Raw genomic sequence first — 16,356 nt, forward strand, 5'->3', positions numbered from 1 at the left:
GTCCGTTTGAGACTAAGACGTAGATAGGTCAGGTGTGTAAGTGTAGTGATACATTGAGCTAACTGATACTAATGAACCGAGAGTCTTAACCTTACAACTCGGAGTTGTTTTGTATTACGCAGAAGTTTTGATGAAGAAGAGAGCTAGTATAAAAGTTGAAATAACAGTTTGTTCCGGATTGAGCGATTGGTGCTGATATGAGATAATGGACACCAATTGAGAAGAGAAGACAGGATATGTCTGGCGGTAATAGCGCGGTGGTCCCACCTGACCCCATGCCGAACTCAGAAGTGAAACGCCGTAGTGCCGATGGTAGTGTGGGTATTACCCATGTGAGAGTAGGGTGCCGCCAGACTTTAAAATTTTATGTATACACACCAAATACGGTGGAGCGGTAGTTCAGTTGGTTAGAATACCTGCCTGTCACGCAGGGGGTCGCGGGTTCGAGCCCCGTCCGTTCCGCCACCTTATCTAGGGGCGTAGTTCAATTGGTAGAGCACCGGTCTCCAAAACCGGGTGTTGGGAGTTCGAGACTCTCCGCCCCTGCCAAAAAATGTTAATTTGTTCTAATTTTAGTCATTTGGCTATTTTCGTCTATATAAATAAAAGAATTTTGTTTACAGATTAACTTAGTCAATTATAATTCTCGCCCAATACTTTTACAATCTAGAGGATAGAACATGGCTGAGAGTTTTGTAAGTCAACAACGTTTTTTTGATAATAAAAATTATCCAAGAGGATTTTCCCGCCATGGGGATTTTACTATTAAAGAAGCTTTGATTTTAGAAAAGCATGGTTGTGCTTTTAAAGATCTTGATGCAGAAACCAGAAATCCATCTACTGCAGAAGAAAAATCATTTGTAGCTGTTTGCAAAGGTAAAAAAGAACCATCTACAGATTTTGAAAAAACATGGTTGAAGTACCTTTCTCGTATAAATAAACCAAAACGGTTTCATACATTATCCGGTGGAAAACCACAAGTTGATGTGACTGATGATTTTGTAGATAGTGATGACTAATTCTTTTAACCAATGTTTTTGTGTAATTGAATTAGTAATCGATCCATAGAGCGATAACTCAATGCTTCTGAAATGTGTTTTCGTTCTATGTTTTTTGACAAATCTAAATCAGCAATTGTGCGTGATACTTTCAATATTCGATGCCATGCCCTAGCAGAGAGTCCTAATTTTATTAAAGCTTGCTCTAAATATTCGTTATTTTCATTTGATAACTGACAATAGCATTGAATTTCTTTTGTACTTAACTGACTATTTAATTTATTGTTTCTTTTAAATTGAATTTTTCTCGCCTGTAAAACTCGTTGTTTTACTGTTTCAGTTGATTCTGATTGAGTGGCATTTTGACTCAGTGTACCTTTAGGTAATAAAGGTACTTCAATAGAAATATCGAACCTATCAAGAAACGGTCCTGAAAGTCGATTTAAATAGCGTATTGTTTGTTGCGGTGTTGTTCTATTATGTGTTCCTTGATAATGCCCTGTTGGACTTGGATTCATTGCAGCTATTAATTGAAACTTTGCAGGAAATTTTATTTTTGCGTTTGCTCTAGAAATGATAATTTCACCCGATTCAATCGGTTCTCTCAAAGCATCTAATACCTTTCGATTAAATTCAGGTAATTCATCTAAAAATAATACCCCATTATGTGCTAGTGAAATTTCTCCCGGTTTAGGTATCGATCCTCCGCCAACCAGTGCAGCGGTTGATGCACTATGGTGAGGAGATCTAAAAGGTCTTTTGCGCCAGTTTTTAATTGAGCCATTTGGACTAACTAAACTAGTTATTGCAGCACTTTCAAGTGCCTCTTCATCAGACAGTTGGGGTAATAAAGATGTTAAGCGAGTTGCTAACATCGTTTTTCCTGTGCCAGGAGGACCAATTAATAATAAATTATGACCACCTGCAGCTGCAATTTCTAATGCTCGTTTTGCATGTTCCTGTCCGATTATATCTTGTAGATTAGCCGAATTATTATCAATATCATAATATTCACGATATTGAACTGTTGGTAAATCAATTTCTTTGGATAAATACTGACATAACTCTAATAAGCTACTAGTAATCAATGTATTATTTTGATTAATTAAAGATATCTCAGATTGGTTTTCAGCCGAAATTATTAAGGTACGCTTTTTCTTTTTAGAAGAAATTGCAGCAGGAATAGCGCCTTTTACCGCTCTGATATTTCCTGACAAGGCTAATTCACCCAAAAATTCATAATGCAATAAATTATCTGTTGGAATTTGTTCTGTTGCAGCAAGAATAGCAATCGCTATTGGTAAATCAAAGCGGCTTCCTTCTTTGGGTAGATCTGCTGGAGATAAGTTAACTGTTATCTTTTTAGCTGGAAAGGTAAAACCGCTATTAATAATGGCACTTCTAACTCGATCTTTAGCCTCTTTAACAGTTGCTTCAGGCAGGCCAACTAAGACAAAGCCTGGCAAGCCATTACTAATATGAACTTCAACGTTTATTAAGGGCGCTTGTATTCCAATAGATGCTCGCGTATAAATAATTGCAAGTGACATAATTTCTAATTATTAACATGTTGATTTGTATTCTTATAATATTAGAAAATATCGAGCAACCCATTAATACCATTTTATTAATGGGATACAAAACGCAATAAATAATTCAATTTTGCAATGATTTCAATTTTTTTTATTTAAAATTAGTTTTGAAATAAATAGTGATATAAAAAACAGACAAGTATTACTTAATACTATTGATGGACCAGTTGGCGTGTCGTAAATAAATGAAAATATCAATCCAGCAATAACTGATAACATACCTATTATTATTGCAACTAATGCCATTGTTTCGGGAGTTTTCGAATAATATTTAGCTGTTGCGGCAGGAATAATAAGCAAAGATGTGATAATCAGGGCTCCGACAAATTTCATCGATAGACCTATAGTTAACGCTAATAGGAGCGTCAAAAGTAATTTTGTGATTTGTACATTAATTCCATGGCTAAAAGCTAATTCTTCACTCACAGTAATGAATAAAATGTTATTCCATCGCCAAAACAATAAAGCACCAATAAGTGCTACACAAATTATAATTTGATAAAGATCTGAATATGTTACTGATAAAAGATCACCAAATAAGTATCCCATTAAATCAATGCGAATATTGTTCATTAAACTAATTACTACTAAGCCAAGCGATAATGCACTATGGGCTAAAATACCAAGTAAAGTATCAATGGGAAGTTGTTTTTGAGCTTCTAACCAAATTAATCCTAAAGCGAGTAAAAGAGTTATAAAAATGACAGCATAAAATAAATTGATATTCAGTAAAAATCCAAATGCGATACCAAGTAAAGCAGCATGTGATAACGTATCACCAAAATAGGACATCCTACGCCAAACAACGAAAGTACCTAACGGTCCTGTTATACTAGTTAAGCATAATCCAGCTAATAAAGATGGTAATAGTAACTCAATCATTATTTTTCCTTTCATGGCTAGGTAAAACAATTACCTTATTTTGTTTAATAGGGGATTTGCAACAATCATGTTGGTGATTGTGATGGTGTTTATAAACAGCGATTTGTGATGCCCCATGTTGACCAAAAAGAGAAATAAATTCTGGGTCATTAGAAACAATTGCTGGCGTACCAGAGCAACAGATATGATGATTTAAACAGATTACTTCATCTGTTTTTGCCATCACTAAATGAAGATCATGAGAAACCATTAAGACACCGCAATTAAACTGATTTTTTGCATCGGTGATTAAATCATATAATAATACCTGACCATTGACATCAACGCCTTGAGTTGGTTCATCAAGAATCAATAATTGAGGTTTCTTTGCTAAGGCTTGAGCTAATAAGACACGTTGTAATTCACCACCTGATAATTGATGCATTGATTTATTGATCAAATATTCAGCTTTTACCATGGATAATATATTAAGTATATCTTCGTTATTTAATTGCTTATTTAAGCGCATAAAACGTTTAACTGTAATAGGTAGTGTTGAATTTAAGTTGATTGATTGTGGCACATAGCCAATCGTTAAATTAGGTGAACGCACGATTGTCCCTGAGGTGCAAGGGATTAATCCCAAAATAACTTTTACTAGGGTAGATTTACCCGCACCATTAGGTCCTAATAATGTAATAATTTGATTAAGATGTATTCTTAATGAAACATCATATAATATTTTTTGATGGTCAATTTCTACCGAAATATTATCAAGAGAAATTAATGGCGTCATATTGTTGGGGCCCTTGCCTATAAATATGTTATGTTATATTATAACAACAATTAGTTCTATTCTATCATAATTTATAAATATAGGATAATGATGTGAAAAAATATATTGTACGAAATAGTAAACAATTAGCTTCTTTTTTAATGATACTAAGTTCATTAGCACTTCTTCAAAGTATCACTAATTATGCTAACGCGAAAATTATTTCGTCTGTAAAACCGATAGGTTTTATCACTGAGGCCATTGCTTCTGGAGTGAGCGATACTGATATTTTACTTCCTGATGGTGCATCTCCTCACACGTATTCTTTAAAACCATCTGATTTAGCTAAACTAAAATCAGCTGAGCTTGTGGTTTGGGTTGGTGAAGATATGGAAACTTTTATGCCAACAATCCTAAAAAGTATTGATAAGCAAAAGCAAATCGAATTAATGGCAATACCAGAGATTAACGCATTGCTTCGTACTAGCCATGATGATGAGGATGAAGATAACCATTCTCATGATGAGTCTGTTCAAGATCATCATCAGCATGGTGAATATGATGAGCATATTTGGCTTTCCCCTGAAATTGCTAAGATTGTTGCGCAGTCAATTCATGATAAACTCATCAAGCTTTATCCAAATAAAAGCGCATTAATCGATGAAAATTTAAACAAATTCAACATAAAGCTTGCAGAAACAGAACAAAACATTGCAAAAAAACTAATTACCGTACAAAATAGAGGGTATTTTGTGTTTCATGATGCTTATGGGTATTTTGAGGCACGGTTCGGATTGAAAAAACTAGGTAGTTTTACTATAAATCCAGCAGTTCAGCCTGGAGTTCAAAAAGTTTATTCTATTCAGCAAAAACTCAAAGAACACCAAGCTGTATGTGTATTTCGTGAACCACAGTTTAGCCCAGCGGTTATTGAAAAATTAGTGGATGGGACAGATGTTCGAATTGGAGAATTAAATCCATTAGGAACAGGTATCGCTCTTTCAAAAGATGCATATTCGCAATTTTTATTAAAACTAACACAGCAACTGTTGGATTGTTTAGATAAAAATTAGTTTTAGTAATAAATAGTTAAGGTTAATTTTGGCAAGACAAATAAAATCCCCTGATATTGAAAAAAATAATTTTAACATTCCCTATTTTTCAATATTAGGCGTTCTTTTTATTGTTATTTTATTTACCATTCTGTGGCGTCCACTTAATTTGGATCGCACTGTTTATGTTCCTTTAACTCCTCAAGTTGAAACTACTGTAAATGATAACTCCCATTCTATTGATGATGATGGAATAGTCGAAATAGTCAATGGGAAAGCTGCTACTGTTACCGAATCATCAGATGTTCCTGAAGATGAAATTGTAAAAGATGAATTAGATGATATCGTTGATGATAAAGATAACTCAGTGCAATATACTATTGTGCGCGGCGATACTCTACATGATATTTTAATTCGCTATAATGTTAATCGAAATGATATTTATCAGTTAACGACTAAATTTAAACAACTCGCAAATTTAAGAATAGGCCAACAAATTAGCTGGACGACTGATGATAACCATAATTTGCAAACTTTTAGTTGGACAATATCAAGTAATAATATTCGAATCTATGAAAAATCGGGCGATAAATTTGTAGAAAGTTCTGAAACAGCTGAAGTAGTGCCACAAGATATTGTTATAAAAGGCGACATTAAAACTAATTTTGTTGCTGATGCTCGCAAAAGTGGGCTAACTAGTAATGAAATTGGTATTATTACCCGTGCTTTACAATGGCGTTTAGATTTTCGTCGATTACAAGTTGGTGATAAATTTTCAGTTGCTTTAACACGAGAAATGCATGGTAAAAATTTATCCAATAGCCAGTTGCTAGGCGTCCGTATAAAAAGTGGAACCAAAGATTATTATGCTATTTTAGCTGATGATGGTAAATATTATGACATCAGTGGTAACAGCTTATCCCAAAGCTTTTTTCGTTATCCTTTAGCCACAAAAGCGCGAGTTTCCTCTGGATTTAATCCACGCCGCTTGCACCCCGTTACAGGACAAATAGCCCCTCATAATGGTGTTGATTTTGCGGTATCGCGTGGAACACCTGTATTATCTGTTGGTAATGGTGAAGTAGTCATTGCAAAGTATAGTGGTTCAGCGGGTAATTATATTGCTATTCGGCATGGTCGCCAGTATATGACCACTTATATGCACTTGGATAAAATTTTAGTCAAACCTGGGCAACAAGTTAAACAAGGTGATAAAATTGGACTATCAGGAAATACAGGGCGTTCCACAGGGCCTCATTTGCACTTTGAATTACATATTAATAACAAGCCTGTTAATCCGTTAACGGCAAGTTTACCTATCTCGGAAGGATTAACCGGTAAATCGAAAAAAGCATTCTTATCAAAAGTTAAAAGTATTAGCTCACAGCTAAATTTCTAAACTTACACATTTATTCCATATTTAAGCATCTAGTTACCTGAAATTTTCACAAAAAGAAGGGCGAGGTATCCTTCAAAAATTATGTTATCATAAGCTAATTTTATTGGATAATAAATGTTAGGTGAAGTTTGAACACATCAACTAAAACAGCAAAAAAACGATCTTCTAAAAGGACTAAAAAAAATAAAAAGACTACACTTTGGCGACGATTTTTAACATTACTATTTAAGTTATTTCTCGTATTTGCTGCTGTGGCTATCATTTATGGCGTCTATCTTGATCAACAAATCAAAGAGCGGATTGACGGAAATGTGTGGGAGTTGCCAGCAGCGGTTTATGGTCAAATTATTGATCTTGAGCCTGATAGTGAATATAGCTTAAACGATGTAGTGACACTATTAGTTGGTGCACAATATCGTCAGCAAGATACTAAAGCTACTCGCCCCGGTGAATTTATTGTAAGTAATGATGCGGTTGAGGTTTATCGTCGACCTTTTACTTTTCCTGATGGTGAAGAGCAAGCGTTTAGAGTTAGAATTACTTTTTATGAAAATCGTATCGATCGTATTACTAATCTAGAGACAGGACGTGATTTTGGATTGCTTAAAATTGATCCTAAATTAATTACTATGATGCATTCTCCAAATGGTGAGCAACGGTTATTTGTGCCATTAAAGGAGTTCCCTGATTCGTTGTTACAAACATTAGTTGCAACAGAAGATAAACGTTTTTATGATCATCATGGTGTAAGTTTATATTCTATTGGCCGTGCTATTTTTGTTAATTTAACAACAGGTCGTACCGAAGGTGGGAGTACATTAACCCAGCAAACGGTTAAAAACCTTTTTTTAACTAATGAACGTAGTTTAAGTCGAAAAATACGTGAAGCTTATATGGCATTGATTTTGGATGGTCGTTATAGCAAAGAACGTATTTTAGAACTTTATTTAAATGAAGTTTATTTGGGACAAGCGGGTAGTGAGGAGATTCATGGCTTTCCATTAGCGAGTCTTTACTATTTTGGTCGTCCAGTTAATGAACTTACATTAGATCAGCAAGCAGTACTAGTTGGTATGGTAAAAGGGGCTTCACAATATAATCCTTGGACACAACCTCAACAAGTTATCGAACGTCGTAATGTAGTTTTAAAACTCGCTCAGCAGCAAGGTATTATTGATGATGAGCTGTATACTTTATTAAGTCAGCGCCCACTAACAGTTCTACCTAAAGGTGGTGTGATTTCACCACAACCAGCATTTATGCAAGTTGTGCGCAGTGAACTTCGAAAACAATTAGGTGATAAAGCAGATCATTTGTCTGGTATGAAGATTTTTACTACCTTTGATCCTGTGGCTCAATCCGCTGCAGAGCAAGCGGTCACTAACGAAATTGAGAAACTGCGTACATCAACCAATAAAGAATTACAAACAGCAATGGTGATTGTCAGTCGCGAGACTGGGGAAATACGCGCAATTATTGGTAGCGCAGAGCCGCGTTATCCGGGTTATAATCGTGCTTGGTTAACTCAGCGAGCAATTGGTTCATTAGCTAAACCGTCAACTTATCTAACCGCACTTGGACAACCCGATCATTACCAACTTAATACTTGGCTTAACGATAATCCTTTATCGATTAAGCTTGATGGTGGGGGGTATTGGGAACCGAAAAACTATGACCGTAAATTCCGCGATCGTGTTATGTTGGTCGACGCCCTAGCGCTTTCACTCAATGTACCTACTGTTAATTTAGGTATTGCATTGGGGCTTGATGCAACAAAGAATACTTTACAAGCATTAGGCATACCCGCAGAGCGTATACCTAATTTACCATCAAGGTTACTTGGTGCTTTAGAATTAACACCGTTAGAAACTGCACAGATGTTTCAAACGATAGCTAATAATGGTCAACGTTCTCCACTTTCTATTTTAAGATATGTATTGACGGATAAAGGTGAGCTGGTTTATCAAAGCTATCCACAACAGCTTCAGGCAGTATCTCAACAATCGGCTTATTTAACTACTTATGCTATGCAACAAGTGGTTAATTCTGGGACATCTCGTTCATTAAAAGCTAAATACGGTTCGTTTAATTTAGCTGCTAAGACAGGTACAAGTAATGATTCTCGTGATAGCTGGTTTACAGGGATTGACGGTAAAAATGTTGCTGTTATTTGGATTGGTTTAGATGATCATTCCCCAATGAAATTGACAGGTGCAACGGGTGCTTTAAAAATTTATAGTGAATATTTACAAAATAATCCACCAAAGAAATTAGTATTGCCACAACCTCAAAATATTTTTATGGTACCTATTGATAGCGATGGGCGGTGGCAATGTAATGGAAGTGGCATTCGATCTTTACCTGTATGGACGATTAATCCACAGAGCTTATGCTCTGGCAATAACCAGTCAGTGCCTGCTCAGCAAGCACCAACTTGGGTTACAGACCTATTGAATAATTAGGAGAGAAGAATATGCCTGAATTACCGGAAGTTGAAACAAGTCGTCGAGGTATTTTACCGTATTTAAAGGGACAGATTATAGATAAAATTATTGTTCGACAATCTAAATTACGCTGGCCAGTTGATAGGGCTATAAGTAATGCTCATGGACAAGTGATTTTAGATATAAAACGGCGTGCAAAATATTTATTATTACAGCTATCTAACAATTGGATTGTAATTCATCTGGGAATGTCAGGTAGCTTACGTATTTTACAAAATCACCAAAAAGCAGAAAAGCACGATCATATCGATCTAGTCTTAGACAATGGTGTCATCTTACGTTATACCGATCCAAGGCGTTTTGGATCTTGGCTTTGGGCAAATTCATTAGATCAAATATCTCAATTACAACATTTAGGACCAGAGCCTTTAAGCAATGAATTTTCAGCAGAATATTTATTCGAGAAAGCCCGAAATCGACAAGTTCCTATTAAAAGCTGGATTATGGATAACCATATTGTGGTTGGCGTTGGTAATATTTACGCTTCTGAATCGCTATTTATGGCTAAAATTAATCCTAATCGCAAAGTCAACTCCTTACAATTAAATGAATTTGAAAGATTGGTTGCTTCCATTAAACAAGTTCTTACCAAATCAATTGAACAAGGCGGAACAACACTAAAGGATTTTCTTCAGTCTGATGGCAAACCTGGATATTTTGCACAAGAACTACAAGTTTATGGTCGCAAAGATGAACCGTGCATAATTTGTGGAATAGAAATAAAATCACAAAAAATAGGGCAGCGTAATACTTTTTATTGTGAAAATTGCCAAAAATAATGGCATATTTTTAAGCAAAATTATCACTTCCTTATGGTCATCACCAAAATTGTAAACTTTTTGATATATTCGTTCTTTTTCATGCATAAAAATATCTTTTCAAACTCTTTAAACCTTATTTAAATAGGATTAGTATAGATACATACAATTAGAATAATTTTTTTATTGTTACTTTGAGTATTTTATAGAGTAACACCATGAATATTATAGAAATCTTTTTATTTTAAAGACTATGGACTTGTTAACGGATATCGGCTATCTTTCTTGATACAAAATTGTTTATGTTTTGTAAAGTTTTCATGTGTGGCTAATTATCGGTAATATATTAATTTTAAATGGTTTTTTCTGTTTTTTATCGGTTTATGTTTAATTTAACTCAATGTTTCTTGCTTTTATTAAGGAATTTAAGATGATCAAATTCGCTTCTCGCTTTTTGACAACTTGTTTTATTTTATTTTTTACTACGATGGCTAATTCTGAAGTCAGAATTATTATTACCGATGGTGTGAATTCTGCTAAACCAATCGCTGTTGCTCCATTCAAATGGACTGGTGGCGGTGAGCCCCCACAAATTATTGAAGATATTATTGCTTCTGATTTGCGTAATAGTGGTAAGTTTAATCCTATTGAAGTTAATCGCATGCCTCAAAAGCCAACCACTGCTTCAGAGGTGACTCCTGCGGTATGGAACAATCTTGGTGTTTCAGCAGTTGTAGTAGGTTCAATTCAACCCGATGCATCTGGAAAATACCTTATAAATTATCAATTAGTTGATACAGTCAACCGTCCTGGTACAGTTTTGGCACAAAACCAATTTTCTATTGAAAAACGCTGGGTTCGTTATGCGGCGCATACTGCTAGTGACGAAATTTTTGAATCATTAACCGGTATTAAAGGCGCATTTAGAACACGAATTGCTTATGTTGTTAAAACAACCAAAGGGCCTTTTTCGCATGAATTAAGAGTATCTGATTATGATGGTTATGATCAAACCACAGTTCATCGTTCTAAAGAACCGTTAATGTCTCCTACTTGGTCACCTGATGGTAAAAAATTAGCTTATGTGACTTTTGAAGGCGGTCATTCTGCATTGGTTTTAAAAACATTAGAGAGCGGTGCTGTTCAAACAATTGCATCTTTTCCGCAACATAATGGTGCTCCGGCATTTTCTCCAGACGGTAGCAAATTAGCTTTTGCTTTATCTAAAGGAGGAAGCTTAAATTTATATATGATGGATTTATCTAGCAAAAAAATCACGCAAATTACATCTAGCCGTAGTAATGATACGGAACCATCTTGGATGCCGGATAATCAAACTATTGTTTACACATCTGACCAAGCTGGACGTCCTCAATTATATAGTATCAATATCAATAGTGGAGCCTCTCAAAGAATAACATGGGATAATACGCAAAATCAGAATGCTCGAGTATCACCTGATGGTTCCTTTATTGCAATGATCTCAACTAATAATGGTGAACAACATATTACTCGATATGATATGGATACAAAAACCTATCAACGTTTAACCGATACTTTTTTAGATGAAACGCCAAGTATTGCACCAAATGGTACTATGATTATTTATAGTTCATCACAAGGATTAGGTACCATTTTGAATCTTGTATCTACCGATGGTAACTTCAAAGCAAGGTTGCCAGCAACTGATGGGCAGGTAAAATTCCCTGCATGGTCTCCATATTTATAAGAGGAGCTTAAAAATTATACAATATTAAGATTATTAAAATTGTGTAAAGTTTAAGGCCGTTATAATATATACCTCTAATCTTTCTGGTTAGTAACAGATGTTACTTTTAAGTTGGTTAGATTTATAAAATATAAGTAATAATTTATTTAAACAAAGGAGTTAATACAATGCAATTTTCTAAATTTCTTAAAGTAGCAGCGGTTGCTTTACCATTAATCGCTGTAACTGCATGTTCATCTAATAGTAGCCGTAATGCAGGCGGTAATTTAAATGGTACTTTATCAAAAGAAGCCTTAGAACAACTTCAAAAATTACAACAAACCAATACAGTATATTTTGATTTTGATAAATATAATGTTAAGTCTGAATATGCAACATTATTAAATGCACACGCTGTATTTATCCGTGCAAATAATGTAAAAGTTGTTATCGAAGGTCACGCTGATGAACGCGGTACTCCTGAATATAACATCGCATTAGGTGAACGTCGTGCAGCTGCGGTTAAATCTTACCTACAAGGTAATGGTGCTTCTGCAAGCCAAATGGAAATTGTTTCTTATGGTAAAGAAAAACCAGCTGTATTAGGGCATGATGAAGCGGCTTATGCTAAAAACCGTCGTGCTGTAGTAACTTATGCTGGATATTAATAGCATCTTATAACGGCTGATTATTCAGCCGTTTTTATTTTTTAAGTTCACGCCGAGTCTAATAATATGCATAAAAAAATACTCACATTGTTCCTGTTTCTTTTATTTACAGGTTATGGTTGTGCTGCAGGTAGTTCTGATATTGATCGAACTATTCAAGCTCAAGGGCAGTTGATAATTCAAAACCAACAAAAAATTAGCGATTTACAAGCTGATGTAGATACACTCCGCGGTCAGTTAGAGGAAACAAAATATCAATTGAATCAGGTGATTGAACGCCAAAAAATGATTTTACAGCAAATGGCTAATGGTTCTGGATTTTCATCAAATTCTAATTCTGACTCACAAGAAAATAACTCAGCTCCATCTTCTGATTCGACTTCATCAACATCTTCGTCTTCAGATTTATCTGGATGGACAACTTCAGGTGATGATAAAGCTGATTATAATTTTGTCATGCAGTTTGTTAATGATGGCAAACAAAATAATGAAGCCATTGCCGCGTTTCAAAAGTATTTAAAAACCTACCCAAAGTCTAATTACCGAGCCAACGTTAATTATTGGCTTGGTCAACTTTCATATAAACAAAACAAAAAAGATGATGCTTCATTTTATTATGCGACTGTGGTAAAAGATTTCCCCTCTTCACCAAAAGCCGCTGATAGCCTTTATAAAGTAGGATTAATTTTACTTGATAAAGGAGACAATAAAAATGCCAAAGCGGTTTTTCAACAAGTGGTGAATAAGTATTCAAAAGATAAGAATGCGGTCGCACTTGCGAATAAAAAATTAGCGTCACTAAAGTAAAGTGTATAAATAACCGGCTATTGCGTAAAAATGACAATAAAAGGGTTGCGTAGCATTATAATTATAAGTATTATACCAACCCGAAATCGCTTGTGGCTTTAAGCATTAAAGCTAAAGTGTTTTTTGTCAAATGGGTCGTTAGCTCAGTCGGTAGAGCAGCGGACTTTTAATCCGTTGGTCGAGCGTTCGAATCGCTCACGACCCACCATTTATCTCATAAATCTTCACTTACTTCATTTTTAGCTAATACCATTTCAATGTTTGAACCTTGAACAGAATAAATCTCTACATTCATTGGTATGCTTAAAAGGAAGAAAAAGGGAGATATTCCCCCCTTTTTTATATTACTTTGCTTTGGCGGCTAATTCGATAATTTTCATCGTTACTTCAAAAGATTTAAGAAATGATGATAATGGTAAAAACTCAAAGCACGAATGAAAGTTATGTGCACCAGTAAAGTAATTTGGTGTGGTAAGACCTTTAGCAGAAAGTGCTGAACCATCCGTCCCCCCCCGCATAGCGATCGTATTTGGCTGAATATTGAGGTGCTCAAATGATTGATAAATCAAATCAATACAGCGACGATCATTACCCAAATAGTTAGCTATATTGCTATAAATATCGGTAATTTTACACTCAATTTTAGCCCTTGGATATTTTCGACTAATAAAGCTCACCACTTCTTGGATATAAGCTTTACGTGCTTCATATTTAGCTAAATCAAAGTCACGAATACTCATTTTTAATGTTGTGGTACTTTGATTGCCAACAATATCATTAAACCAAAAATAACCTTCTTTACCTTCGGTATGCTCAGGTGTTTCGAAACTATCAAAACAGTTAATAATATCATTAGCTACACGGATAGGATTGATTAAAACATTTTTTGCCGACATTGGATGAGCAGATACACCAGTAATCTCAATGATTGCTGAGCCAGCATTGAAAGTTTCATAAACAACTTCACCTAGTTCACAACAATCGATTGTATAAGCAAAATCAGGTTTGAAGAGATTTAAATCAAGTTTCTTAGCACCATTTAAGCCTACTTCTTCATCAGGTACAAATGCCACATAAATATCGCCATGAGTACAATTTTGTTGTTGTAATTGATCTAACATTGTCATCACAACGGCAATGGCGGCTTTATTATCAGCCCCAAGAACACTTGTACCATCCGTCACAATCAATTCATCATTAAGATACTTATTCAATTCGGGATGTTCATCAACTTTAAACCAGATATTTTTATCTTTATTCAACAAGATATCTTGACCGGTAAAGGTTACTCTCTGTGGGTTAATTTTATCTGATAAGGCAACATCGACCGTATCAAGATGGGCAACATAACCAATTTTCGGTGCATTTGGATTATTGCCTGGTAGTTTAGCTGTTACAATACTATGCTCATCAAGGTGAACATCTTGTAAATTAAGTTCGATCAATTCTTGTTTGAGTAATTTGGCTAATTCTGTTTGCCCTGGGGTTGAGGGCACATGCGCACATCCAAGAGCACTTTGACTTGGAACGTTGACATAACGTAAAAAACGCTCAACTAATTGTTCGGTAATATTCATTATAGTGTGACTCCTTATGGTAACTAATTATTTACGGGTGGATATACATAGCCACTGTCAAAACCAATTGGTAGACCTAAGAACCAAAAGAGTAATAAGTTTACCGTTAATGCAATAAGTAGTGCGGCGGTATAAGGAATCATCATCGAACTTAATGTGCCTACACCCGTGTTTTTACAGTATTGCTGGCAATAAGCAATAATCAAAGGATAAAAAGCAAACATTGGTGTACTAACATTAACTGCCGAGCTGATACGATAAGCCGCTTGTGTTAATTCTGGTGAGATGCCAACTGACATAAGCATTGGTACAAAAATTGGTGCTAATATGGCCCATTTAGACGATGCAGAGGTAATTAACACATTTAACATGCTCGTTAGAATTATCACTCCAAAGATTGTGACCACTGAAGGCAGATGCAATGCTTTTAAAAACTCCGCGCCGCCAATCGCAATTAATGTTCCAATTTGTGAGTGAGAAAAGACATATAGAAATTGTGCACAAAAGAACGCAAAAACAATAAATGGAATAAGAGATTTAGTGATGTTCTCCATCGCTTTGACAATATCGCGTGATGATTTAAATGCTCCGGTTATAAAACCGTGTATTAAACCAGGAATGGCGAAAAATACAAACAATAGTGGCACAATAATTTGCATAATTGGTGCTTTATTGCTTGTCATACTTCCATCAGGCGCACGTAATAAAGAGTTTTCTGGTAATAATAATAAAACCAAGCCAATAGCAATTGCTAAAAAGACCATTGAAGCGACTTTAAATGCTCGGTTCTCAACCGGTGTGATAGCTGGCGAATTGGCAATATTATCTAACTTTAAATCATTATTTAAAGGCATGGTTGCATTCAAACGAGGTTCGACGATTTTGTCGGTAACAAACCAGCAAGCTAACAATACAAAAAAGGTACCACCAAAGCTCAAGAAATAGTTACAAAGTACATTGACTTGATAATAAGGATCGATAATTTGTGCAGCACTTTGGGTAAATCCTTGCATAATTGGATCGATAATTGATGGCGTATAACTTGAGCTAAATCCACCAGCTAAGCCTGCAAATGAAGCTGCAATCCCCGCTAGTGGATGGCGCCCGATTGCATAAAACATCATCGCTGATACAGGCATTAAAATCACATAAGCAGAGTCAGCCGCAATATGGCAAACCATACTGACAAAAATAACCGATGGTGTGACTAATTTTTTAGGGGTGATAGCTAGTAATTTTTTAAGTAACACATGGATATAACCACTACTTTCAGCAATACCAATACCTAATGTTGCCACAATTGTGATGCCAAGTGGTGGAAAAGAGACAAAATTAGGCACCATCTTGGTAAAAAAAGTGACAAGATGATCGGGGGCCAGCATATTGACAACGACCAGTTTGCCTTGCGTAACAGGATTAATAAAATTAAAGCTGACAAAAGAGAGTAATAAAGAAGCAACAAAACAGATGATTAAAGCATAAAAAAACAGTGTGGTTACATCAGGGATCTTATTTCCAATTCGTTCAATAGTATTTAGAAAGCCACCCGTTCTTATTGGTGACGGATTAGTTGTTTGATTCATAATAAAATTAGCTTAAATATTGTTCGGAAAAACAATGTAGCATAGATCGATCATGCAGGCAAACATGGCTTTTA

General features: G+C 35.3%; 13 protein-coding genes, 3 tRNA genes and 2 rRNA genes. 13 read left to right on the forward strand and 5 right to left on the reverse strand.

Annotated elements, in window-relative coordinates; translation table 11 throughout:
• From GYX25_RS08265 to GYX25_RS08285, 5 genes are all read left to right on the forward strand, one after another.
• A 23S ribosomal RNA gene (locus tag GYX25_RS08265) occupies nt 1-93 on the forward strand; the annotation flags it as partial.
• Nucleotides 94-239: 146 nt separating this feature from the next.
• Nucleotides 240-355: ribosomal RNA gene (rrf, locus tag GYX25_RS08270) — 5S ribosomal RNA — on the forward strand.
• Between the two features lie 33 nt (nt 356-388).
• Nucleotides 389-465 (forward strand) — tRNA-Asp (locus GYX25_RS08275).
• 8 nt (nt 466-473) lie between these two features.
• Nucleotides 474-549: transfer RNA gene (locus GYX25_RS08280), tRNA-Trp, on the forward strand.
• Between the two features lie 131 nt (nt 550-680).
• Nucleotides 681-1,019: a DUF413 domain-containing protein gene (locus tag GYX25_RS08285; protein WP_091350762.1), complete on the forward strand. Its 339-nt coding sequence runs from the start codon at nt 681-683 to the stop codon at nt 1,017-1,019.
• A 5-nt stretch (nt 1,020-1,024) separates the two neighbouring features.
• Here the strand turns inward: GYX25_RS08285 and GYX25_RS08290 are convergent, their stop codons facing one another.
• The 3 genes from GYX25_RS08290 to znuC form a co-directional block, all read right to left on the reverse strand.
• Complete coding sequence (locus tag GYX25_RS08290) at nt 1,025-2,548, reverse strand: YifB family Mg chelatase-like AAA ATPase (protein WP_085246932.1); 1,524 nt, start codon at nt 2,546-2,548, stop codon at nt 1,025-1,027.
• Nucleotides 2,549-2,671: 123 nt separating this feature from the next.
• Nucleotides 2,672-3,472 carry a zinc ABC transporter permease subunit ZnuB gene (znuB, locus tag GYX25_RS08295; RefSeq protein WP_174787162.1) on the reverse strand — a complete coding sequence of 267 codons (801 nt, stop codon included), beginning with the start codon at nt 3,470-3,472 and terminating at the stop codon, nt 2,672-2,674.
• On the reverse strand, nt 3,465-4,247 hold the full coding sequence (gene znuC / locus GYX25_RS08300; RefSeq protein WP_091350758.1) for a zinc ABC transporter ATP-binding protein ZnuC: 783 nt from the start codon (nt 4,245-4,247) through the stop codon (nt 3,465-3,467). Before znuC ends, znuB begins: the two co-directional genes overlap by 8 nt.
• A gap of 140 nt (nt 4,248-4,387) precedes the next feature.
• Between znuC and znuA the strand changes: the two genes are divergently transcribed.
• The 8 genes from znuA to GYX25_RS08340 all read left to right on the forward strand — a co-directional run bounded on the left by znuA (nt 4,388) and on the right by GYX25_RS08340 (nt 13,330).
• Entirely contained in the window at nt 4,388-5,299 is a 912-nt protein-coding gene (gene znuA / locus GYX25_RS08305; RefSeq protein ID WP_091350767.1) for a zinc ABC transporter substrate-binding protein ZnuA, read from the forward strand.
• A 28-nt stretch (nt 5,300-5,327) separates the two neighbouring features.
• Complete coding sequence (mepM, locus tag GYX25_RS08310) at nt 5,328-6,677, forward strand: murein DD-endopeptidase MepM (protein WP_091350756.1); 1,350 nt, start codon at nt 5,328-5,330, stop codon at nt 6,675-6,677.
• Nucleotides 6,678-6,805: 128 nt separating this feature from the next.
• A complete protein-coding gene (mrcB, locus tag GYX25_RS08315; RefSeq protein WP_174787163.1) occupies nt 6,806-9,139 on the forward strand; it encodes a bifunctional glycosyl transferase/transpeptidase in 2,334 nt (777 codons plus the stop codon).
• An 11-nt stretch (nt 9,140-9,150) separates the two neighbouring features.
• Complete coding sequence (mutM, locus tag GYX25_RS08320; RefSeq protein ID WP_174787164.1) at nt 9,151-9,960, forward strand: bifunctional DNA-formamidopyrimidine glycosylase/DNA-(apurinic or apyrimidinic site) lyase; 810 nt, start codon at nt 9,151-9,153, stop codon at nt 9,958-9,960.
• Between the two features lie 412 nt (nt 9,961-10,372).
• Nucleotides 10,373-11,668 (forward strand): Tol-Pal system beta propeller repeat protein TolB, encoded by a 1,296-nt coding sequence (gene tolB, locus GYX25_RS08325; RefSeq protein ID WP_446718920.1) that lies wholly within the window; start codon nt 10,373-10,375, stop codon nt 11,666-11,668.
• Nucleotides 11,669-11,835: 167 nt separating this feature from the next.
• Entirely contained in the window at nt 11,836-12,315 is a 480-nt protein-coding gene (pal, locus tag GYX25_RS08330) for a peptidoglycan-associated lipoprotein Pal (protein WP_091350748.1), read from the forward strand.
• 66 nt (nt 12,316-12,381) lie between these two features.
• Complete coding sequence (gene ybgF / locus GYX25_RS08335; protein ID WP_091350745.1) at nt 12,382-13,122, forward strand: tol-pal system protein YbgF; 741 nt, start codon at nt 12,382-12,384, stop codon at nt 13,120-13,122.
• 132 nt (nt 13,123-13,254) lie between these two features.
• A tRNA-Lys gene (locus GYX25_RS08340) sits at nt 13,255-13,330 on the forward strand.
• Between the two features lie 136 nt (nt 13,331-13,466).
• On the opposite strand, the gene pepT is transcribed toward GYX25_RS08340, so the two are convergent.
• Together pepT and GYX25_RS08350 are read right to left on the reverse strand one after the other, a co-directional pair.
• A complete protein-coding gene (gene pepT / locus GYX25_RS08345) occupies nt 13,467-14,699 on the reverse strand; it encodes a peptidase T (protein WP_174787166.1) in 1,233 nt (410 codons plus the stop codon).
• Nucleotides 14,700-14,722: 23 nt separating this feature from the next.
• Nucleotides 14,723-16,282, reverse strand: a complete 1,560-nt coding sequence (locus GYX25_RS08350) for an AbgT family transporter (RefSeq protein ID WP_091350740.1) — start codon at nt 16,280-16,282, stop codon at nt 14,723-14,725.
• Nucleotides 16,283-16,356: the final 74 nt, after the last annotated feature.

Source organism: Gilliamella sp. ESL0254 (assembly GCF_013344985.1).
Classification (GTDB): Bacteria; Pseudomonadota; Gammaproteobacteria; order Enterobacterales; family Orbaceae; genus Gilliamella; species Gilliamella bombicola.